We start from the raw sequence: 20,587 nt of genomic DNA, 5'->3' as shown, positions 1-20,587 counted from the left end.
CCTTGAGCATCACCCTGGCGCCCGCCGCCCCCGATCTCGACGCCACCCATGACCCGGCCCTGCGCTGCTGGGTCGCGGGGGCGGAGGGGCATGCGGATTTTCCCATCCAGAACCTGCCCTTCGGCATCTTCACCCCGCCGGGGGAGAGCACGCCGCGCGGCGGCGTGGCGATTGGCGACAGCATCCTGGATCTCTCCGCCGCGCTGCGGGCGGGGCTGTTCAGCGGCTCGGCCGAGATGGCGGCGCGCGCGGCCGCGGGCGAGACGCTGAACGCCTTCCTCGCCCTCGGCGCCGCGCCGCGCCGCGCATTGCGCGCCCGCCTCTCCGCCATCCTGGCCGAGGGCAGCCCGGACCGGAAGCGCGCCGAGCCCTGCCTGCACGCGGCGGCGGACTGCGCGATGCACCTGCCCGCGCGCATCGGCGACTACACCGATTTCTACGTGGGCATCCATCACGCCACCCATGTCGGCCGCGTCTTCCGCCCCGACAATCCGCTGCTGCCCAACTACAAATACGTGCCCATCGGCTATCACGGCCGCGCCTCCTCCCTCCGCGTCAGCGGCACGCCGGTGCGCCGGCCGCGTGGCCAGATCAAGGGGCCGGATGACGCCGCGCCGCGCTTCGCCCCCTGCGAGCGGCTGGACTACGAGCTGGAACTCGGCGTCTGGATCGGCACCGGCAACAGGCTGGGCGAGCCCGTGCCCATCGCCCGCGCGGCGGAGCATGTGGCAGGCTATGGCCTGCTGAACGACTGGTCAGCGCGGGACATCCAGGCCTGGGAGTACCAGCCGCTGGGGCCCTTCCTGGCGAAGAACTTCGCCTCCACCCTCTCCGCCTGGGTGGTGACGCCGGAGGCGCTGGCCCCCTTCCGCGTGCCGCAGCCCGCCCGCCCGGAGGGCGACCCCGCCCCACTGCCCTATCTGCTGGATGCGGCGGACCAGCGCGCCGGCGCCTTCGACCTGGATCTGGAGGTGCTGATCTCGACCCCGGCGATGCGGGAAGGTGGCCTGGCGCCGCACCGCCTGGCGCTGTCCAACACCCGCCACATGTACTGGACCGTGGCGCAGATGGTGGCGCACCACACCAGCGGCGGCTGTGACCTGAACCCGGGCGATCTGCTCGGCTCCGGCACCCTCTCCGCCCCTGAGGCCGGTGGCTTCGGCAGCCTGCTGGAGAGCACGCGCGGCGGACGCGAGCCGGTGGCGCTGCCCTCCGGCGAGACGCGCCGCTTCCTGGAGGATGGCGACGAGATCATCCTGCGCGCCCGCGCGGCGCGCGAGGGCGCGGCCCCGGTCGGCTTCGGGGAATGCCGCGCCCGCATCCTGCCCGCCGCCCCGGCACCGTGAGGGCGGAGGGCATGCGCCTGCATGGCTATTTCCGCTCCTCCGCCGCCTGGAGGGTGCGCATCGCGCTGAACCTGAAGGGGCTTCAGGCGGAGCCGGTGTTCCACCACCTGCGCCATGGCGGGCAGCACGCGCCGGCGTATCGCGCGCTGAACCCTCAGGCGCTGGTCCCGGCGCTGGAGACGGAGCAGGGCGCGGTGCTGACGCAATCCCTGGCCATCTGCGAATGGCTGGAGGAAGGCTGGCCCGACCCGCCCCTGCTGCCGCGCGGGCGGGATGAGCGGGCCGCCGTGCGCGCTTTCGCCCAGGCCATCGCCTGCGACATCCACCCGGTGCAGAACCTCAAGGTGCTGGCACGGCTGCGCGGCATGGGCGTGGCGGAGGCCGATGTCACGGGCTGGGCGCGCTGGATCATCCGGGAGGGGCTGGAAGCCTGCGAGGCCCTGCTGGCCCGGCAGTCCGGGCCCTTCTGCTTCGGCACCGCGCCAGGGCTGGCGGATCTCTGCCTAGTGCCGCAGCTCGCCAATGCGCGGCGCTTTGGCTGCGATCTGTCTGGCCTGCCGCGGCTGCTGGCCGCCGAGGCCGCCTCCGCCACCCTGCCGGCCTTCCTCGCGGCGGTGCCGGAGCGGCAGCCCGACGCCGAGTAACCGGCCCCTGCAAAGGCCGGAGCCAGAGAGAATGTCATGAAGCCACCGCCAAAGGTGGCCCTGGGAGGACAGGATGAGCAGCAGCGCCGCAGCGGCTGTCGACTATCAGCGCCTTGTGCTGGACTACACCCGCTCGCCCGAGCAGGACGCGCCCGCCCCGGCGCGCCATCCGGTGGTGATCGTTGGCGCCGGCCCGGTCGGGCTGACAGCGGCGATTGATCTGGCGCAGCAGGGCGTTCCGGTCCTCCTGCTGGATGACGACAACCGGCTTTCCAGTGGCTCGCGCGCCATCTGCTTCGCCCAGCGCACGCTGGATATCTGGGACCGCCTGGGCTGCGGGCAGCGCATGGTGGACAAGGGCGTCACCTGGAACCGCGGCAAAGTCTTCTTCCGGGAAGATCCTGTCTACAGCTTCGATCTCCTGCCGGAGGAAGGGCATGCCCGCCCGGCCTTCATCAACCTCCAGCAATACTATGCCGAGGGCTTCCTGCTGGAGCGCGCCATCTCCCTGCCCAACCTCGAAATCCGCTGGAAGAACCGGGTGGAGGCGCTGGAGCCAGGGCCGGAGGGCGTCACGCTGCGGGTCGCCACGCCCGAGGGCAGCTATGGCCTGCGCTGTGACTGGCTGGTGGCGGCGGATGGCGCGCGCAGCCCGATCCGCAAGGCGATGGGGCTGGAGAGCAAGGGCCGCAGCTTCCGCGACCGCTTCCTGATCGCCGATGTGCGGATGGAAGCGGATTTTCCCGCCGAGCGCTGGTTCTGGTTCGACCCGCCCTTCCACCCCAACCAGTCCGTGCTGCTGCACCGGCAGCCGGATGGCATCTGGCGCATCGATTTCCAGCTGGGATGGGATGCCGACCCGGAAGCCGAGCGGCAGCCGGAGCGCGTCATTCCCCGCGTGCAGGCGCTGCTGGGCCCCGGGCGGACCTTCGAACTGGAATGGGTCAGCGTCTACACCTTCTCCTGCCTGCGCATGGAGCGCTTCCGCCACGGCCGCGTGCTGTTCGCCGGGGATAGCGCGCATGGCGTCTCCCCCTTTGGCGCGCGGGGCGCCAATAGCGGCGTGCAGGATGCGGAGAACCTCGCCTGGAAGCTGCGCCTCGTGCTGGAGGGCCTGGCCCCGGAGGCGCTGCTGGACAGCTATGACCAGGAGCGCGTCTTCGCCGCGGATGAGAACATCCGCAACTCGACCCGCAGCACCGATTTCATCACGCCGAAGAGCGAGGCCAGCCGCGCCTTCCGCGATGCCACGCTGGAACTGGCGCGCGATTGCGTCTTCGCCCGGCGGCTGGTGAATAGCGGCCGCCTGTCGCGGCCCAGCACCTACACCGACTCCGCGCTCAACACGCCAGAGGTGGCGGCGGATGGCTTTTCCGGCCCCCTGGTGCCGGGCGCGCCGGCCGCCGATGCGCCGGTGCGCGGCGTGGCCGGCGATGGCTGGTTTCTGTCCGCCCTGGGCAGCGGTGCCTTTATCGGCCTGCTGTTCAGCGATGGCGACACGGCGGTGGCCGAGGAAGCCCTGCGCGCCCTCCCGGCGGGCGGCCAGGCGTTGCGCCAGATGCTGCGCCCGGTGCTGGTGGTGCCGCGCGGCGTGCCGGCACACCGCGTGGAGGGGGTGCTGGTGCTGGAGGATACCGAAGGCCTGCTGGCCCGCCGCTATGATGCGCGCCCTGGCACCTTCTATCTGTTGCGGCCGGATCAGCACGTCTGCGCCCGCTGGCGGCGCTTCGACCCGGCCTGTCTGCGCCAGGCGCTCGCCCGCGCCACCGGGTATGCGTGACGGCCATGCGTGAGGAAGATGCCATGCTGAACACCGAGCCCAACATCGCCTTCCCCGATGATTTCTATGAGGCGCTGGTGGCCTTGCACCAGGATCTGACGCCGGAGCAGAGCCGGCTGGTCAATGCCAAGCTGATCCTGCTGCTGGCCAACCATGTCGGCGATGCGGCGGTGCTGCGCCAGGCCATGGCCCTGGCGCGCCACGGCGTGGTCCCGGCCGGGCAGGACCCCGTCCTGCAGGCCGTGGCCTGAGGCTGCCCCCCTCTCTTCTCCAGGAAAGAACGACGAAAATGTCCGGTTTCGCCAGCACCACCGACCTCGCCGAGAAGGTGATCTCCTTCGAGGAACTCGGCCCCGGCCTCTATGGCTACACCGCGGAAGGCGATCCGAATTCCGCTGTCGTCATCGGCGATGACAGCGTCCTGGTGCTCGATGCCCAGGCGACGCCGCAGATGGCGCGCGACGTGATCAGCCGCATCCGCAAGGTCACCGACAAGCCCATCCGGCATGTCGTGCTGAGCCACTACCATGCCGTGCGCGTGCTCGGCGCCACGGCCTATGAGGGGGCGGAGATCATCGCCTCCGATGTCACGCGCGGCATGATCGTGGAGCGCGGGCAGCAGGACATGGACAGCGAGATCGGCCGCTTCCCCCGCCTGTTCCGTGGCAAGGAGAGCATCCCCGGCCTCACCTGGCCGCACCTGACCTTCCACAAGAGGATGACGCTGTGGCTGGGCCGGCGGGAGGTGCAGATCCTGCATATCGGCCGTTCCCACACCGCCGGCGATACGGTGGTCTGGCTGCCACAGGACAAAGTTCTCTTCGCCGGCGATACGGTGGAATTCGGCGCGACGCCCTATTGCGGCGACGCGCACTTCGCCGACTGGCCCGCCACGCTGGAAGCCATCCGCGCGCTGGGGCCGGAAAAGCTGGTGCCCGGGCGCGGCCGCAGCCTGGTGAACAGGGCCGAGGTGGACGGGGCCATCCAGGGCACGATCGACTTCACCACCGACCTCTTCGCCATCGCCAGGGCCGGCGTGGCCAGGGGCGCCTCGCTGAAGGAGGTCTATGACGCAGCGATGGCGGCGATGCGCCCGAAATACGGGCATTGGGTGATCTTCGAGCATTGCATGCCCTTCAATGTCAGCCGCGCCTATGACGAGGCGCAGGGGATCGACACCCCGCGCATCTGGACCGCCGCGCGCGATGTGGAGATGTGGCACGCGCTGGAGCATGGCACGGCGATGAAATCCGCCGAGCTGGAGCGCTGAGCGCGCGGCCTTCGCGCGTGGCGGCAGGTTTCCGGCGCCCTCCACCCCGGCGCCGGACATGCGGGGCGGCCTCCGGTGCCGCCCTGGCCTGAGGGCGTGGATACCGAGATGGCGGGATGAAGCCGGCGCGAAGATCCGGCCGCCCCGCCGCCCCAGCGGGAGAAACGTCATGACCATCACCAGCCTTTCGCGCCGCGCCACGCTCGCGGCGGGGCTCGCCACCGCCCTGCCCTGGCGCGGCGCCCAGGCGCAGCAATATCCCGAGCGCGCGCTGCGCTGGATCGTCGCCTATGCCGCGGGCGGCGGCACGGACACGCTGGCGCGCATCCTGGGCGCGGCCCTCTCCTCCCGCATCGGGCAGCCGGTGGTGGTGGAGAACCGCCCCGGCGCCGCCACCAATCTCGGCGCCGAGGCGGCGGCGAAATCCGCGCCCGATGGCTACACCCTCTTCAGCGCCGACAATGGCACGCTGGTCTTCAACCCCGCCCTGTTCCGCAGCCTGCCCTACAACGCGGACACGGATTTCCGCCCCATCGGGCTGATGGCGCGCTTCCACCTGGTGCTGACGGTCAAACAGAACTCGGCCTTCACCAGCGCCCGCGCGCTGTTCGAGGCCGCCACGGCCCGCGCGGGGCAGATCGACTATGGCTCGCCCGGCATCGGCTCCCCGCATCACCTGACGATGGAGCGGCTGTCGAAGGAAACCGGCGCCCGCTTCAACCACGTGCCCTATCGCGGCGCCGCGCCGGCGCTGAACGACCTGCTGGCGGGGAATTTCGAGGCCATGATCCTCGACCTGCCCTCCGGCGCCGAATATCTCCGCTCCGGCCGGGTGAAGCCGCTGGCCATCTGCTCCGCCGCCCGCCACCCGGATCTGCCGGATGTGCCCACCATCCAGGAGGCGCTCGGCCTTGGCGGCTTCCAGGCCTCCGCCTGGCAGGGCATGGTGGTGCCCGCGCGCACGCCCCCCGCCATCGCCGAGCGGCTGACGGCGGAACTGGCCCGCGCGCAGCAGGACCGCGCCGTGGCCGAGAAGATGCGCAGCATCGGGCTGGAGCCGCTCACGGGCGGGCCGGACGAGTTCCGCACGCTGATCCAGGCCGAGCGCGCCATCTGGGTGCCGCTGATCAGGGAACGCGGCATCGTGCTCGACTGAGGTCGCGGCCCCGCCCTTCACGCGCCCGGGGGATGCGGCGATATTGCGCGGCGCGGGGCCTCTCGGCCCTGCCGCGTATGGAGGCTGGGCGGCATGGTGTCAGGGCGGGGTGTGCAGTCGGTCGAGGTGGGCGGCCGGCTGCTGGAAGCGCTGGTGCGGATCGGCCAGCCCGCCATGCTGCGCGACCTGGCGCAGGCGGCGGCGCTGACGCCGGCCCAGGCCCATGCCTATCTGCTCAGCTTCCGCAAGCTCGGGCTGGTGGAGCAGGATGAGGCCAGCGGCCGCTACGCCCTCGGCCCCTTCGCGCTGGAGGTCGGGCTGGCGCGGATGCGCAGTTCCGACCCGCTGCGCATGGCCAGCAAGGCGGCGGCCGAATTCGCCGCCGAGATGGGGCTGATGGTCACGCTGGCGGTCTGGGGCACGCATGGGCCGACCATCATCCAGGTGCAGGAGTCCAACCAGGCCATCCACGTCAATCTGCGCGCCGGCTCGGTCTACACCATCACCGGCACGGCGACGGGGCAGCTTTTCGCCGCCTTCCTGCCCATGGCCCAGGTGCGCCCGCTGCTGGAGGAGGAGCTGCGCGGCATCGGCGGCACCAACCGCAAGGTCGGCCGCGCCACCTCGGCCGCGCGGCTGGAGCACGACATCGCCGCCATCCGCAGCCTGGGCTATTCCACCACGGAAGGCGTGCCGGTGCCGGGCATCAATGCCGTCAGCGCCCCGGTCTTCGACCATATGGAGCAGATGCAGCTGGCCGTCACCGCCATCGGCAATGCGGGGATGCTGGATTGCGGGCCGGACAGCCCGCAGACGGCCGCCGTGCTCGCCCTGGCCCGGCGGCTTTCCGCCGGGCTGGGCTACCGCAGCGCGGCCCCCGTGGCGCCGGTCAGTGCCCCGCGCCGAGGTAGGCCGCGCGCACCTGCGGATGCTGCAGCAGCGCCGCGCCGCTCCCCGACAGGGTGACGCGCCCCGTCTCCAGCACATAGGCATGGTCGGCGATGCCGAGGGCGAGGTTGGCCATCTGCTCCACCAGCAGCACGGTGATGCCCCGCGCGCGCAGGCCGCGGATAATGGCGAAGATCTCGCGGATGACGAGCGGCGCGAGGCCGAGCGAGGGCTCGTCCAGCAGCAGCACGCGCGGGCGGGCCATCAGGGCGCGGGCGATGGCCAGCATCTGCTGCTCGCCGCCGGAGAGCGTCACCGCCATCTGGTCCCGGCGCTCGCGCAGGCGGGGGAAGAGGGCATACTGCTCCTCGATCGCCGCTTCGAGGGCGGCGGGGCGCAGGTCGCGGCACCAGGCGCCGAGTTCCAGATTGTCCCGCACGCTCTGGTCGGGGAAGACCTGCCGCCCCTCCGGGGAGAGGGCGAGGCCCGCCGCCACCCGGCGATGCGCCGGCATGGCGGTGATATCCCTCCCCTCCAGCAGGATGCGGCCCGCGGCCAGGGGCAGGATGCCGGCGATGGCCTTCATCAGCGTGGTCTTGCCCGCGCCATTGGCACCCACGATGGCCACCACCTGCCCCGGCTCCACACGGATGGACAGGCCGCTCACGGCCTCGATCGGCCCATAGGCGACCGAGGCGTCAACGACCTCCAGCATCGCGCTCACGCCCCCACCGCCAGCCGGGGCGCGGGCGGCGCTTCCGCCGCCTCCTCGGTGCCGAGATAGGCCGCCATCACGCGCGGATCGGCCTGCACCTGGGCCGGCGTGCCCTCGGCGATCACCGCGCCATAATCCAGCACGGTCACGTGGTCCGAAATGCCCATGACGAGATCCATGTGGTGTTCCACCAGCAGCAGGGTGATGCCCTGCGCGCGGATGCGCAACAGGAGCTGGCCGAGTTCGGCCGTCTCCTGCGGGTTCAGCCCGGCCGCCGGCTCGTCCAGCAGCAGGAGATGCGGCTCGGTCGCCAGGGCGCGGGCCAGTTCCACCCGGCGTTGCAATCCATAGGGCAGGGCCCCGGCCGGCTGCCCGGCCAGGGCGGCAAGGCCGAGGAAGCGCAGGATCTCCTCCACCCGCGCCGCCGCCGCGCGCTCCGCCCGCCATGCCGGGGGCAGGCCGAGCAGGGAGGACCAGAAGCCATTGCGCATCCGCGCATGCTGGCCCAGCAGCACATTGTCCCGCACGGAGAGTTCGCGGAACAGGCGCAGGTTCTGGAAGGTGCGGGCAATGCCGCGGGCGCAGACGGCATGTGGCGCCACGCCCTCCAGCGCCTGCCCCCGGAAGGCGATGCGGCCGCTATCCGGGCGCACCACGCCGGAGAGCATGTTGATCAGTGTGCTCTTGCCTGCGCCATTGGGGCCGATCAGCGCATGGATCTGCCCGGCCTCCAGGCTCAGCGAGATCTCCCGCGCCGGGCGGACACCGCCATAGGCCTTGTTCAGCCGGCTGGCCTCCAGCAGCGACGTTCCGGGCGCCGGGGCATCGGGCCGCCGCGGCAGCACGGCATCCAGCCCCGGCACCCCGGCGCGGCGGGGTGCCTCAGCCCCCCTGGCGCGGCGCAGCAGGCCGCCCAGCACGCCCGCCAGCCCCTTGGGCATGACATAGAGCGCGAAGAGCAGCAGCGCGCCCTGGACGAAATGCTCGATCCAGGCCCAGCGCGCCACCAGGGCGCTGACCACCGTCAGCGTCACCGCCCCCAGGAGCGGACCGGCGAAGGAGCCGGCCCCGCCGAACAGCACCAGCAGCAGGATGAAGATGGAGAGGTGGAAGGTGATGAAATCAGAATTGATATACTGGTTCTGCTGCGCCACCAGCGCGCCCGCCAGCCCGCAGGTGGCTGCGGCGATGACGAAGGCTAGCACCTTGGTCCGGTGCACCGCGACGCCGACGGCGGCGGCGGCGACCTCATCCGCCTGCAGGGACAGGAAGGCGCGGCCATAGCGCCCGGTCAGAAGATTGCGTAGCAGCAGGTGCAGCCCGAGGCCAAGCGCGACCACCAGCCAGACCCATTGCACCATCTCCAGCGGCACACCGGCGAAAGTCAGCGGCTTGATGGCATAGATGCCCATGGCGCCGCCGAAGATCTCGGCCTCCGTCACCAGTTTCTCGGTGACGATGCCAAAGGCCAGGGTCACCATCGCCAGGCTTGGGCCGCGGACCCGCAGCGAGGGCACGGCGATCAGCACGCCACAGCCCGCCGCGATCCCCACCGCCAGCAGCAGCGCGAGCCACGGCCCGAGATCGAGCGCCGAGGTGGTGAGCAGCGCCGCGCCATAGGCCCCGGCGGCGAAAAGCCCCGCCTGGCCCAGCGATTTCTGCCCGGCGAAGCCCAGCAGCACATTCATGCCGGCGGCGCAGAGGAAATAGATGCCGATGTTGAAGAGGATGCGCAGATAGAAGTCATTCTCCAGCACGGCGGCGGCCAGGGCGGCGAGTCCGGCGACGGCGGTGGCCAGCAGAGCGTGGCGCATCGGCTTCACACCTTGTCCAGCGCGCGCCGGCCGAAAATCCCGTTGGGACGGATGGCCAGCACGAGGATGATGATGAGGAAGACAGCGATCTCGCGCCATTGCGCCTGCCAGAGCGCCACGCCGGATTCCAGCAGGCCGAGGGCGAAGCCGCCGAAGATGCAGCCGCGCGGATTGTCCAGCCCGCCCAGGATGGCGCCGGAGAAGGCCTTCAGCGCGATGCCCATGCCCATGAACAGCGAGGCGGAGGCAATGGGCGCCACCAGCACGCCCCCCAGCCCCGCCAGGGCGGAGGAAAGCGCGAAGGCCCCGAGCATGATGGCGGTGACGGGAATGCCCATCAGCGCCGCCACGGCCGGATCATGCGCCACGGCGCGCATCGCCTTGCCCAGCCGGGTGCGGCGCAGGGTGATGTCCAGCGCCAGCATCAGCAGCACCGCCACCACCAGCACCGCCACTTCCTGCGGCCGCACCCCGGCGCCGCCCAGGCGGATCACGCCATCGCCGAAGGGCGATGGCATGTTCACCGGCGCCGGGCCCCAGACCGCCAGGCCGAGCGATTGCAGGATGATGCCGAAGCCGATCGTGCTCATCACCCAGGACATGCCGGGCTTGCCGGCGAAAGGCCGGATGGCGGCGAGGAACAGCAGCAGCCCGAGCGCGCCCAGCGCCGCGCCGGCGGCGGCGGCGGCCACGGGATAGCGCCCCCCCTCCGCCGCCACGGGCGCCAGCGCCGAGAAGCTGCCGCCCTCGCCCGGGGCCAGGAGGTAGAGCAGGGTGACGCCCAGAAACGCGCCCACGCCGATGAACTCGCCCTGGGCGAAGTTCAGCGTGCGGGTGGTGGTGAAGGTGATGCTGAAGCTGAGCGCGAGCAGCGCGTAGACGCCGCCAATCGCCAGCCCGCTCACCAGGGCTTGCAGCAGGGTTGCCAGCACGGGCGATGATTCTCCGGGGCGTGGTGGAAGCCTCCGGCCCCGCGCCGCGCACGGGGCCGGGCGGGATCAGCCCTTGAAGTCCTCGGGGCGCAGGCTGCCGACGATGGCATCGCTGTAGGCGGCCAGCTTGCCGCCGCGCCAGCAGGTCCAGCGCTGGTCGGCGGCGGTCAGCGCCTCGCGCTCGGTCTTGCTGAAGGGCTTGTCATAGGTCTTGGCGTAGCCGCGCAGCGTGCCCTGCAGGTCTTCCAGCGCTTCCCGCACGGCCGGGCCATCGGTGCGCCCGGCCTGCTGGATGGCGCGCGCCAGCAGCATGGTGCCGTCATAGCCATGCACGGCGAAGGAAAAGGCGGAATCCGCGTCGAGCCGCGGGCGGATGCGGTCGAAGAAGGCTTGCTGGAAGGGCGTGCGCTCCTCCGAGACGGTGCGCAGGAAGATCGGCTTTTCCGCCAGCGCCGGGCCGGCGGCATTGATGAAGCTGAGATTGTCGGCCGCCCAGCTCGTCAGCACGGTGGGGAAATAGTCGATCTTCTCCATGCTGCGCATGATCTGGCCGATCGGCGTGCCCTGCGCCCAGACCAGCGCCGTCTCCACCCCCGCCGCGCGCAGCTTGGCGAGCTGCGAGGTCATGTCCGTGTCGTTGACGTTGAACTTCTCGCTCGCCACGGGTGAGAGCCCCTGGGCCGCCGCCACCTCCTGCAGGTCCTTCAGCCCGCCCTGCCCATAGCCGGTGGTCTCGGTGAGGAAACCGATCCGCCCGGTGCGCGGATTTTTCTTCGCATAGCCCATGATCGTGACGACCTGGGTGCGGTCCACGCTGCCAACGCGGAACATGTAGTTCTCCGCCCCCTCGCGCATCGGCTTCGTGATGTCGGTGGCCGAGCCGATGCAGCCCATCACGGGAATGCGCTTCTGGTTGGGGATATGCCGCCAGGCCAGGGCATTGCCGGAATTCGTCGGCCCCAGCACGGCCACGACCTTCTCGTTGTCGATCAGGTCGCTCATGTTCTGGATCGACTTGGGCGGCTGCGACAGGTCGTCGCGGATGACAAGGGCCAGTGGCCGGCCCAGCACTCCGCCTTCACGGTTCACATCCTCGATCGCCGCCTCGATGCCGGTGACGGCGGCGCGGCCGGACTGCGCCGAGGGCGAGGCGGCGAGGTCGCCATTGAAGCCGAGCCGCACGGGCTGCGCCTGCGCGCGGGCGCGGCCAGGAAGCGCGGGCGCGGCGAGCAGCGCGGCCAGGGCGCCACGCCCCAGGTCACGGCGGGTGGGTCGGTACTGCATTGCTTCCTCCTGTCTCGCCACGCGCCCTTCGCGCGGCGGTTTTCTGGCCAGGACAGGAGGCAAGCCAAGGCGGCGCGGGCCGGCGCGCTTTCCTCCCCTGTGCCCGCCGGGTCTTGCATGCCCGGATCTGACAGGAGGCTATGCGGCGGCAAAATCCTACGCAACGAGCAAAACGGTCCACGCCAATATTTTTGTCTATTGCGAATAAATTCGCTCCATGCTCCCCTCTGCCCCAGGCCCCTCCCCTCGACGGAAGGGGCGGCCAGCGGGGCCCATGCAGGCCCGGCGGCCTGGGAAGGAAAGGTCGCGCATGCTGCTGTCAGGACAACTCGCCCTCGTCACCGGCGCGGGGCAAGGCAATGGCGCCGCCATGGCGCTGGGGCTGGCCCGGCATGGCGCGCGCCTCATCGCCACCGATATCGACGCCACCCTGGCCGCCGCCACCGCCGCGCGCATTGCGGCAGAGGGCCATACGGCCTTTTCCGCCGCGCTGGATGTCACCGATGCCGCGGCCTGCCGCGCCCTGGCGGCGCGCGCGGCGGCGGAATGGGGCGAAGTGTCGGTGCTGGTGAACAATGCCGGCCTCTGCCCGCGCCACGGCATTGATGACGATGCGCTGGACCGGGCCTGGGACGCGGCGATGGAGGTGAATCTGCGCGGCACGCTGAACGTCACCCGCGCCTTCCTGCAGGCGCTGCGCCGCAGCCGGGGGCGCGTCATCAACATCGCGTCCATCGCCGCCTTCGTCGCCACCAACACCTCGGTCAGCTATCCCGTCTCCAAGGCCGGGGTGCGGGCGCTGACCGGCGCCCTGGCGCAGGAGCTGGCGCCGGAAGGCGTGCGGGTGAACGCCATCGCCCCCGGCACCTTCGCCACGCGCATGACCGAGGCGACGCGGCTGAACCCGGAACGCTCCGAACGTTTCCTGGCCCGCATCCCGATGGGCCGCTACGGCGAGCCGGAGGAACTGGTCGGCCCGGTCGTCTTCCTGGCCTCCGACATGTCCAGCTACGTCACCGGCAGCACGCTGGTGGTCGATGGCGGCTACCTGGCCGTGTGAGCGCCGCCCCGGGCGGATGGCGGCCCAAGACACCAGGCCCAAGACACCAGCATGGGAAGGAAAAGGCAGTGAGCGACACGGTGGAATGCGATGTCCTGGTCGTCGGCTCGGGCGCGGGCGGGCTGTCGGCGGCGGTGGCCGCGGCGGCGCGCGGCCTCTCGGTCATCGTCGCCGAGAAGGAACCCTATGTCGGCGGCACCACCGCGCTGTCCGGTGGCTTCCTGTGGGTGCCGGACAACCCTGTCTCGCGCCGCGACGGCATCGAGGATACGGCGGAGGCAGCCCGCGCCTATCTGCGGCATGAGGCCGGCAACCACTTCAATGCCGAGGCCGTGGATGCCTTCCTGGAGGCCGGGCCGCAGGCGGTGGATTTCTTCGAGCGCGAGACGGCGCTGCAATTCGAGCCCGCCTCGGCCTTTTCCGATTACCACCCGACGGCGCCGGGGGGGCGTTCCGGCGGGCGGTCGATCAAGGCGCAGCCTTACCGGGCGCAGGAACTGGGCCGGGAATTGCGCCGCCTCCGCCCCCCCCTGCCGGAACTGACCTTCGTCGGGCTGATGGTCGGCTCAGGGCCGGAGCTGAAGCATTTCTTCAATGCCACCCGCTCGCTCGCCTCGGCCGCCTATGTCGCGGGGCGGCTGGCGGCGCATCTGCGGGATCTCGCGCTCAACGGGCGGGGCATGCTGCTGACCAATGGCAATGCCCTGGCCGCGCGGCTCTTCCGCAGTGCGCTCGACCGTGGCGTGCAGATCTGGACCGAGGCTCCCGCCCTGCGTCTGGAACGCGAGGGCGGTGCCGTGCGCGGCGCCATCCTGCGGCGTGATGGGCGGGAATTGCGCGTCCGGGCCCATCGCGGCGTGGTGCTGGCCGCTGGCGGCTTCCCGCAGGACAAGGAACGCCGCCGCGCCCTCTTCCCGCATGACCGCGACAATACCGGCCATTCTTCGCCGGCGCCCTCCGGCAATACCGGGGATGGGCTGCGCCTGGGCGAGGGCGTGGGCGGCGTGGTGGAGCAGGGCTACCCCAATGCCGCCGCCTGGGTGCCGGTCTCCCGCGTGCCCCGCAAGGAGGGCGGCTTCGGCGTCTTCCCGCATTTCATCGACCGCGCGAAGCCGGGGCTGATCGCCGTGCTGCCGGATGGCCGGCGCTTCGTGAACGAAGCCAATTCCTATCACGATTTCATCCAGGCGCTGTTCGCCGCCACGCCCCCGGGCCAGCCCGCCCGCGCCTTCCTGGTGGTGGACAGGCCCTTCCTGCGCCGCTTCGGCCTGGGTTTCGTGAAACCCTTCCCGGTGCCGGTCGGGCCACATCTTCGCTCCGGCTATCTCAAGACGGGGCGGAGCGTGGAAGAACTGGCGCGCCATGCCGGCATCGACCCGGCGGGGCTGGCGGAAACCCTGGCCCGCTGGAATGCCGATGTCGCGACGGGCGAGGACCATGCCTTCGGCAAGGGCGCGACAGCCTATAACCGCTTCAATGGCGACCCGGAGTTCCAGCCCAATCCCTGCCTCGCGCCGATCGCCGAGGGGCCTTTCTACGCCGTCGAAGTCGTGGTGGGGGATCTCGGCACCTTCGCCGGGCTGCGGAGCAACGGCCATGCCCAGGTGCTGGACGCGGCGGGCCAGCCGGTGCCCGGCCTCTATGCGGCGGGCAACGACATGGCCAGCATCATGGGCGGCAATTACCCGGGCGGGGGCATCACGCTGGGGCCGGCCCTGGCCTTCGGCTGGATCGCGGCACGCCACATGGCCATGGCGCCCGGCTGGCAGGGACCGTCCGAAAGGAGGCTGGCCCCCGCCGAACCCTGACGCTGCGCACAAAGGATATTGCCCCCGGGCTTGCACCGCCCTCACCCGGCCCAGCCGGGCCGCGCGTCCCGGAGCAGGTCCGCCCCTGCCTTCAGGGCGCGGCGGCATTGGCCATGGCCGGGGCGGCACCCGGGCTCGCCGACGCCCCCATCGGCGCGCCGCTTTCCAGGATGCGGACATGCACGGCCGGCATCTGGCGGGGCACGAGGACCGGAAGCGCATAAAGCCCATGGGCCGCACGGCGTCGCGGGCGAACTCCTCCTCGCGGCTCCAGATCACCTTCACAGGGTGGCCCACCGCCTTGGCCAGGCGGATCGCCCGGTGAAAGGGATTGGCGAAGGCATGGAGGAAATACCGGCGGAAGACGCCACCCAACAGGGGCGACAGCAGCGCCACCCGCGCGGGCTCGATCCCCGCCACCTGGGCTGCGACGGCCTGGAACATCTCCGGCATCGGGTTGGGCAGCCAGAGCTCCAGCCCGCCATTGGCGGTGAAGCGCGCCAGGGCGCAAGGCGGTTCGAACTGGGGATGGGCCAGGTAGGGCGCGTCCTATTCCGCCTTGATGACCCGCGCGGCGGCGGCACGCAGCAGCATATCCCGCGCCGTGGCCCCAGCAGGCACCGCCACCGCCCGGGCGCGGTCACACCGAGCACAAGGGCCCTGGCCGCAAAGCCGAGCAGGCGAATCTCTCCCGCCTGTTCCGCCGCGCTATGGGGTGCCCGCCCAGCACCTGGCGCCAGCGGCAGGCCTCAGCCCTGGAGCGTGACCTGGGCCGCTTCCCCGGCCGTGCCCTGGCCGGCGTCCAGGGGCGCGCGGGGTTCGCGCAAGCGGCCGGCGGCGGCCTCCAGAATGCCATCGGAGAGGGCCGCGTCATCGACGGCACGGGCCAGCACCAGCGCGCCGACCAGCGTGGCGAGGATGGCCATCGCATCCGCCTCGGCCGGCCGGCGGCCACCGGGCAGCAGCGCGGCGAGACGGCCGACCGCCTGCCGGACCCCCTCGGTGAAGCTGCGCCGCACCTCCGGCCCATGCCGTGGCACCTCGCAGCCCAGGGCGGCCAGGGCACAGCCCTGGCCCGGCGCGTCGCGGTGCCGTGGCGAGAGATAGCTGTGGATGGCAGCCTCCAGCACGGCGGCGGGGCTGGCCTCCGGCTCCACCGGGGCGGAAAGCAGGCCCCGTGACAGGGCATGCCGCAGCGCCTCGGCCAGCAGCCGCTCCTTCGACCCAAACTGGCTGTAGAGGCTGCCATGGGTCAGCCCCGCCGCCTGGGTCAGCGCATCGACCCCCACCGCGACCGTGCCGCCTTCGCGGAACAGCCGCGCGGCCGCCTCCAGGATCCGTTCCCGGTTCGCCGCTGCCTGTGCCTTCGTCACCCTTGCCATCGCCAGCCTCCTCGCCCCGCCGGAACTGCCTTGACAGACATGGCGGCCGGCACAACCTGATTATAAATTGAGATCGTCATTATTAAATCCCAGAGCCCCTCATGACCCAGACCACCGCCCTCATCACAGGCGCCTCCTCCGGCATCGGCGCGCTCTATGCGGACCGCCTGGCCCACCGCGGCCACGACCTGATCCTGGTGGCACGCAATGCCGCGAAGCTGGAGGCCCTCGCCCTCCGGCTGCGCCAGGAAACCGGCCGGCAGGTGGAGACCCTGCCGGCCGACCTCGCCGATCCGGAGGCGCTGCGCCGCATTGCCGCGCGGCTGCGGGAGGATCCGGCCATCGGCATGCTGGTGAACAATGCCGGCTCCGCCATCGCCGCGCCGGTCCTCGCCTCCGACCCTGACCGGCTGGAGGCGATGGTCCAGCTCAACGTCATCGCCGCGACGCGGCTGGCGCAGGCGGCGGCGGCCGGCTTCGTGGCGCGCGGCGGTGGCACGCTCGTCAATATCGCCTCCGTCCTCGGGCTGGCGCCGGAGCGCTTCAACGCCGTCTATGCCGCCACCAAGGCCTATGTGCTGGCCCTCACCCAGGGGCTGAACGCCGAACTGGCGGGGCGCAACATCCGCGTCCAGGCGGTGCTGCCCGGCGCCACCCGCACCGCGCTGTGGGAGGCCGCCGGCATCGATGTCGCCACCCTGCCGCCGGAGATGGTGATGGAGGCTGATGAGATGGTGGAGGCCGCTCTGGCCGGGCTCGACATGGGTGAGCTGGTGACCCTGCCCTCCCTGCCCGACATGGCGGCCTGGGAGGCGGCGGATGCGGCACGGCAGGCGCTCGGGCCCGACCTCTCGCACCGCCACGCCGCCGCCCGCTACCGGCCGGCGGCCGCGGCGTGAGCGCGCCCGGCGGAACACTGCCCGCCGGCACAGCGGCGGCCAGCGGCGCGCGGGTGACGGACCCGCGTACGCTGCGGCTGCTGCACGCCCCCATCCTGCCGATGCTGCTGCGCATGGCCGGGCCGAATATCCTGATCATGCTCGCCCAGGCCTCCACCGGGCTGATCGAAACCTGGTGGGTCTCCCGGCTGGGCACCGATGCCCTGGCTGGCATGGCCCTGGTCTTCCCGGCCGTGATGCTGATGCAGATGGTCTCGGCCGGGGCGCTGGGCGGCGGCATTTCCTCCGCCATCGCGCGGGCGCTGGGAGGCGGGCGGCAGGAGGTGGCGGATGCGCTGGTGCTGCACGCCCTGCTGCTCAACCTTGTGCTGGGCCTCGCCTGCTCCGCCATCATGCTGCTCTTCGGGCGGCCGCTCTATGCGGCCCTGGGGGGCGAGGGCGCGGCGCTGGATGCGGCGGTGGCCTATTCGGACGTGGTCTTCGCCGGCAATGCGCTGCTCTGGCTGATGAACGGGCTGGCCAGCATCATCCGCGGCACCGGCAACATGCTGGTGCCGGCGCTCGTCATCTGCGCCGGGGTGGCGCTGCTGCTACCGCTCTCGCCGCTGCTGATCTTCGGGCTGGGTCCGGTGCCGGGGCTCGGCGTGGCCGGAGGGGGGGCGGCTCTTCTGCTGTTCTACCTCGGCGGCTGCGTGGCGCTCGGCTGGTATGTCCTCTCAGGCCGTAACCCCGCCCGCTTCCGCCGGCTGCCGCTGCGCGGCGCGCTGGCCTGGGAGATCCTGCGCATCGGCGCGGTGGCCGCGCTCACCTCGCTGCTGACGAACGTGACCATCGCCGCCGTCACCGCCCTGGTGGCGGGCGCCGCTGGCACCGGGGCGGTGGCCGGCTACGGCACCGGGGCGCGGCTCGAATACCTGCTGGTGCCGCTGGCCTTCGGCCTGGGCGCGCCGCTGGTGGCGCTGGTCGGCACCAATATCGGCGCCGGCCAGCGGGAGCGGGCCCTGCGCATCGCCCTCACCGGCGGTGCCATCGCCTTCGTCCTCACCGAGGCGGTGGGGCTGGCCGCCGCCTTCTGGCCGGACGCCTGGCTCGGGCTGTTCAGCACCGAGCCCGGCATGATCGCCACCGGGCGCCAGTATCTGCGCTGGGCGGGGCCGGCCTATGGCTTCTTCGGCCTGGGGCTGGCGCTCTACTTCGCCTCCCAGGGGGCGGGTCGGCTGGGCTGGCCGCTGGCCGCCGGCTTCCTCCGGCTGGCGGTGGCCGTGCCGGGCGGATGGCTGGCGCTGCGCCTCACCGGCTCGCTCGATGCGCTCTTCGCCGCGGTCGCACTGGCCCTGGTGCTCTATGGCGGCCTCCTCTTCCTCGCCGTGCGCGGCGGCGCCTGGTTCCGGCGCCCAGGCTGAGCCGCCGCCCTTCTCCCCCCCACGCTTCCGGAGCAACCGATGCACAAGCCCGAGATCCTGCTCTGCCACCCCGTTCGCACCCCCATCGGCGGCTATAACGGCACGCTGAAGGGCATCCCCGCCACCGAGCTCGGCGCCCTGGTGGTGCGCGAGGTGCTGGCGCGCAGTGGCCTGCCGGCCGAGCGCGTCGGCGGCGTGGTGATGGGCAATGTCATCCAGGCCGGAAACCGCATGAACCCGGCCCGGCAGGCCGCGCTCGGCGGCGGGCTTCCGGTCACCGTCCCGGCGATGACGGTCAACCGCGTCTGTGGCTCCGGCGCGCAGGCCATCCTCACGGCGGCGCAGGAGATCGGCGCCGGGCAATATGACCTCGCCATCGCCGGCGGCATGGAGAACATGGACCGCGCCCCCTACCTGCTCGATGGCGGCCGCTGGGGCTACCGCATGGGCCCGGCGGAGATCCATGACAGCATGCTGCGCGACGGGCTTCAGGATGCCTTTTCCGGCCAGCATTCCGGCTGGCACACGGAAGAGCTGGTGCGGCAGGCCGGGCTGAGCCGGGAGGAGCAGGACCGCTGGGCGGCGCGTTCCCAGCAGCGCTTCGGCGCGGCGCAGGCGGCGGGCCATTTCGCCGCCGAGATCGTCGCGGTGCCCGTGCCCGGGCGCAAGGGGCAGGAGGTGTTCCGCCAGGACGAGGCCCCACGCCCCGAGACGACGGAAGCCGCTCTGGCCCGGCTGCGCCCGGCCTTCCAGACAGAGGGCACCATCACCGCCGGCAATTCCCCCGGCCTCAACAGCGGCGCGGCGGCGATGATCGTGGCCGGGCGCGAGGCGGCGGAGCGCGCGGGGCTCACCCCCATGGCGCGGCTGGCCGGCTTCGGCGTCGCGGCGGTCGAGCCCGGGCTGTTCGGCCTTGGCCCCGTGCCGGCCGTGCGGCAGGCCCTGGAGCGTGCCGGCTGGACGATGGGCATGCTTGAGCGCATCGAGATCAACGAGGCCTTCGCCGCCGTCCCCCTGGCGGTCGCGCGGCAACTCGGGCTGCCGGAGGAGATCATCAATGTCGAGGGCGGTGCCATCGCCCATGGCCACCCGATCGGCGCCACCGGCGCCATCCTGGCCACGCGGCTGCTGCATGGCATGGCCCGCGACGGGGTCCGGCGCGGCATGGTGACGCTGTGCATCGGCGGTGGCCAGGGCATCGCCCTGGCGCTGGAACGCCTCTGAGCGGTATCCCGCGCCAGCCATCAGAAACCGTATCCATGCGCCATGAGAACAGATTTTCAGGGGGGGGGAGCGGGGCGGCCCAGGCCGCCCCCTCGCCTCCTGGAAGCCTCGCGCCATGACACCCCCCGGCTTCAACCCCTTCCCGCCAGCCGCCGCCCCTGCCGCATTCCTGCCCGGCGGCTTCTGAGCCTGGGAGAGAAGGCCCTTTGATCTTCACCGGCCGCACCCCAGGGGATCCATGCCGGTGCATCCACACCCCGGGGGCTGCCAAAGAGGAGGAGGCGGAGCAGTCAGCCCACCGCCTCCAGCGCTGCGGCTCCTTCGTCGGCCAGGGCAAGGGGGGCACCATGGGCCTTGGCGCTCTGGCCGGCGCGGGCCGAGGTGCCGCACCTGCGCGAGCTGGATTTTGTGCGCGCCGCCCGTGCCGCCGGCGTGCGGGACGGGCGGATCCTGTGGCGGCTGATCCTGCCCAATGCGCTGCCGCCGCTGAGGATCTCGGGCACGCTAACCATCGGCGCGGCCATCCTGTTCGAGGGCGGGCTCAGCTTCCTCGGCCTCAACCGCGCTGACATGCTGGAGACTGATCGGCGACGGCCTGAATGACGGGCTGAGTCCAAGGCGGCGCGAGCGATGAGCGCGCAGCTGGAGGAGCAGGATCTCAGCGTCGAGTTTGGCGCGGTGCGGGTGTTGGACCGCGCGGGCTTCCGCGTGGCGGCGGGTGAGGCGTTCTGCGTCGTCGGCGAAAGCGGCTGCGGCAAGTCGATGGCTGTGCTGGTTCTTGTGCCGCAACCGAATGGCCGAGTCAGCCGCGGCAGCGTGAAGCTGGAGCGATTTTCGAGCGGGTTGAATCGATGGGGATTCACATGGGCGCGGTTTTCTGATTCACGATCCGTGCGGGCGAAGGAGGCCGGCAGGGATGGGTCGAGCCTTATCGCGTGATCTTCGCGACCGTGTCGTCGCTGCGGTTGAAGGCGGGTTGTCG

At 71.7% G+C, this 20,587-nt stretch carries 19 protein-coding genes and 1 pseudogene; 14 read left to right on the top strand and 6 right to left on the bottom strand.

The genetic code is table 11. The features are described 5' to 3' along the window. Positions 1 to 2: 2 nt before the first annotated feature. From fahA to NON00_RS10195, 7 genes are all read left to right on the top strand, one after another. Positions 3 to 1,346, top strand: a complete 1,344-nt coding sequence (gene fahA / locus NON00_RS10225) for a fumarylacetoacetase (RefSeq protein ID WP_256020328.1) — start codon at positions 3 to 5, stop codon at positions 1,344 to 1,346. Beyond that, positions 1,307 to 1,990 (top strand): maleylacetoacetate isomerase, encoded by a 684-nt coding sequence (maiA, locus tag NON00_RS10220; RefSeq protein ID WP_370688701.1) that lies wholly within the window; start codon positions 1,307 to 1,309, stop codon positions 1,988 to 1,990. The genes fahA and maiA overlap by 40 nt, the downstream gene beginning before the upstream one ends. A 73-nt stretch (positions 1,991 to 2,063) precedes the next feature. Then, a complete protein-coding gene (locus tag NON00_RS10215) occupies positions 2,064 to 3,770 on the top strand; it encodes an FAD-dependent oxidoreductase (RefSeq protein WP_256020324.1) in 1,707 nt (568 codons plus the stop codon). Between the two features lie 23 nt (positions 3,771 to 3,793). After that, positions 3,794 to 4,021 (top strand): DUF2783 domain-containing protein, encoded by a 228-nt coding sequence (locus tag NON00_RS10210; RefSeq protein WP_256020321.1) that lies wholly within the window; start codon positions 3,794 to 3,796, stop codon positions 4,019 to 4,021. Between the two features lie 38 nt (positions 4,022 to 4,059). Next, positions 4,060 to 5,040 (top strand): MBL fold metallo-hydrolase, encoded by a 981-nt coding sequence (locus tag NON00_RS10205; RefSeq protein WP_256020318.1) that lies wholly within the window; start codon positions 4,060 to 4,062, stop codon positions 5,038 to 5,040. A 169-nt stretch (positions 5,041 to 5,209) separates the two neighbouring features. Continuing rightward, entirely contained in the window at positions 5,210 to 6,196 is a 987-nt protein-coding gene (locus NON00_RS10200) for a tripartite tricarboxylate transporter substrate binding protein (RefSeq protein ID WP_256020315.1), read from the top strand. A 93-nt stretch (positions 6,197 to 6,289) separates the two neighbouring features. Then, positions 6,290 to 7,162 carry an IclR family transcriptional regulator gene (locus tag NON00_RS10195; protein ID WP_256020313.1) on the top strand — a complete coding sequence of 291 codons (873 nt, stop codon included), beginning with the start codon at positions 6,290 to 6,292 and terminating at the stop codon, positions 7,160 to 7,162. Here the strand turns inward: NON00_RS10195 and NON00_RS10190 are convergent. From NON00_RS10190 to NON00_RS10175, 4 genes are all read right to left on the bottom strand, one after another. Next, positions 7,086 to 7,808 carry an ABC transporter ATP-binding protein gene (locus NON00_RS10190; RefSeq protein ID WP_256020310.1) on the bottom strand — a complete coding sequence of 241 codons (723 nt, stop codon included), beginning with the start codon at positions 7,806 to 7,808 and terminating at the stop codon, positions 7,086 to 7,088. The genes NON00_RS10195 and NON00_RS10190 overlap by 77 nt on opposite strands. Then, on the bottom strand, positions 7,805 to 9,613 hold the full coding sequence (locus NON00_RS10185) for an ATP-binding cassette domain-containing protein (RefSeq protein ID WP_256020308.1): 1,809 nt from the start codon (positions 9,611 to 9,613) through the stop codon (positions 7,805 to 7,807). The genes NON00_RS10190 and NON00_RS10185 overlap by 4 nt, the downstream gene beginning before the upstream one ends. 5 nt (positions 9,614 to 9,618) lie before the next feature. Continuing rightward, complete coding sequence (locus tag NON00_RS10180) at positions 9,619 to 10,545, bottom strand: branched-chain amino acid ABC transporter permease (protein WP_256020305.1); 927 nt, start codon at positions 10,543 to 10,545, stop codon at positions 9,619 to 9,621. Positions 10,546 to 10,611: 66 nt separating this feature from the next. After that, positions 10,612 to 11,829: an ABC transporter substrate-binding protein gene (locus NON00_RS10175; protein ID WP_256020303.1), complete on the bottom strand. Its 1,218-nt coding sequence runs from the start codon at positions 11,827 to 11,829 to the stop codon at positions 10,612 to 10,614. 310 nt (positions 11,830 to 12,139) lie between these two features. Between NON00_RS10175 and NON00_RS10170 the strand changes: the two genes are divergently transcribed. Both NON00_RS10170 and NON00_RS10165 read left to right on the top strand, forming a co-directional pair. Continuing rightward, positions 12,140 to 12,889, top strand: a complete 750-nt coding sequence (locus NON00_RS10170) for an SDR family NAD(P)-dependent oxidoreductase (protein WP_256020301.1) — start codon at positions 12,140 to 12,142, stop codon at positions 12,887 to 12,889. A gap of 68 nt (positions 12,890 to 12,957) precedes the next feature. Further along, positions 12,958 to 14,697 carry an FAD-dependent oxidoreductase gene (locus tag NON00_RS10165; RefSeq protein WP_256020298.1) on the top strand — a complete coding sequence of 580 codons (1,740 nt, stop codon included), beginning with the start codon at positions 12,958 to 12,960 and terminating at the stop codon, positions 14,695 to 14,697. 231 nt (positions 14,698 to 14,928) lie between these two features. Here NON00_RS10165 and NON00_RS10160 read toward each other — a convergent pair. Next, positions 14,929 to 15,234 (bottom strand): annotated as a pseudogene (locus NON00_RS10160) (molybdopterin cofactor-binding domain-containing protein); the annotation flags it as partial. A gap of 212 nt (positions 15,235 to 15,446) precedes the next feature. Next, on the bottom strand, positions 15,447 to 16,079 hold the full coding sequence (locus tag NON00_RS10155; protein ID WP_256020296.1) for a TetR/AcrR family transcriptional regulator: 633 nt from the start codon (positions 16,077 to 16,079) through the stop codon (positions 15,447 to 15,449). A gap of 101 nt (positions 16,080 to 16,180) precedes the next feature. On the opposite strand from NON00_RS10155, the gene NON00_RS10150 reads away from it, so the two are divergent. From NON00_RS10150 to NON00_RS10130, 5 genes are all read left to right on the top strand, one after another. Further along, positions 16,181 to 16,978, top strand: coding sequence for an SDR family oxidoreductase (locus NON00_RS10150; RefSeq protein WP_256020293.1), 798 nt, complete (start codon positions 16,181 to 16,183; stop codon positions 16,976 to 16,978). Next, positions 16,975 to 18,381 carry an MATE family efflux transporter gene (locus NON00_RS10145; protein ID WP_256020291.1) on the top strand — a complete coding sequence of 469 codons (1,407 nt, stop codon included), beginning with the start codon at positions 16,975 to 16,977 and terminating at the stop codon, positions 18,379 to 18,381. Before NON00_RS10150 ends, NON00_RS10145 begins: the two co-directional genes overlap by 4 nt. Before the next feature lie 39 nt (positions 18,382 to 18,420). Further along, positions 18,421 to 19,605, top strand: coding sequence for a thiolase family protein (locus tag NON00_RS10140; protein WP_256020288.1), 1,185 nt, complete (start codon positions 18,421 to 18,423; stop codon positions 19,603 to 19,605). 354 nt (positions 19,606 to 19,959) lie between these two features. Next, a complete protein-coding gene (locus NON00_RS10135; protein ID WP_256020286.1) occupies positions 19,960 to 20,208 on the top strand; it encodes an ABC transporter permease subunit in 249 nt (82 codons plus the stop codon). Positions 20,209 to 20,235: 27 nt separating this feature from the next. Beyond that, entirely contained in the window at positions 20,236 to 20,544 is a 309-nt protein-coding gene (locus tag NON00_RS10130) for a hypothetical protein (RefSeq protein WP_256020284.1), read from the top strand. Positions 20,545 to 20,587 lie beyond the last annotated feature (43 nt).

The organism is Roseomonas sp. GC11, assembly GCF_024437745.1.
Classification (GTDB): Bacteria; Pseudomonadota; Alphaproteobacteria; order Acetobacterales; family Acetobacteraceae; genus Pseudoroseomonas.
This window is presented reverse-complemented; position numbering and strand designations above follow the sequence as displayed.

Excerpts from the sequence above, each read along its gene's own strand:
- NON00_RS10210 (WP_256020321.1), top strand. The coding sequence starts at position 3,794 with ATGCTGAACACCGAGCCCAACATCGCCTTCCCCGATGATTTCTATGAG.
- NON00_RS10130 (WP_256020284.1), top strand. The coding sequence starts at position 20,236 with ATGAGCGCGCAGCTGGAGGAGCAGGATCTCAGCGTCGAGTTTGGCGCG.
- NON00_RS10175 (WP_256020303.1), bottom strand. The coding sequence starts at position 11,829 with ATGCAGTACCGACCCACCCGCCGTGACCTGGGGCGTGGCGCCCTGGCC.
- NON00_RS10150 (WP_256020293.1), top strand. The coding sequence starts at position 16,181 with ATGACCCAGACCACCGCCCTCATCACAGGCGCCTCCTCCGGCATCGGC.
- NON00_RS10200 (WP_256020315.1), top strand. The coding sequence starts at position 5,210 with ATGACCATCACCAGCCTTTCGCGCCGCGCCACGCTCGCGGCGGGGCTC.
- NON00_RS10185 (WP_256020308.1), bottom strand. The coding sequence starts at position 9,613 with ATGCGCCACGCTCTGCTGGCCACCGCCGTCGCCGGACTCGCCGCCCTG.
- NON00_RS10170 (WP_256020301.1), top strand. The coding sequence starts at position 12,140 with ATGCTGCTGTCAGGACAACTCGCCCTCGTCACCGGCGCGGGGCAAGGC.
- NON00_RS10140 (WP_256020288.1), top strand. The coding sequence starts at position 18,421 with ATGCACAAGCCCGAGATCCTGCTCTGCCACCCCGTTCGCACCCCCATC.
- maiA (WP_370688701.1), top strand. The coding sequence starts at position 1,307 with ATGCCGCGCCCGCATCCTGCCCGCCGCCCCGGCACCGTGAGGGCGGAG.
- NON00_RS10215 (WP_256020324.1), top strand. The coding sequence starts at position 2,064 with ATGAGCAGCAGCGCCGCAGCGGCTGTCGACTATCAGCGCCTTGTGCTG.
- NON00_RS10155 (WP_256020296.1), bottom strand. The coding sequence starts at position 16,079 with ATGGCAAGGGTGACGAAGGCACAGGCAGCGGCGAACCGGGAACGGATC.
- NON00_RS10195 (WP_256020313.1), top strand. The coding sequence starts at position 6,290 with ATGGTGTCAGGGCGGGGTGTGCAGTCGGTCGAGGTGGGCGGCCGGCTG.
- NON00_RS10205 (WP_256020318.1), top strand. The coding sequence starts at position 4,060 with ATGTCCGGTTTCGCCAGCACCACCGACCTCGCCGAGAAGGTGATCTCC.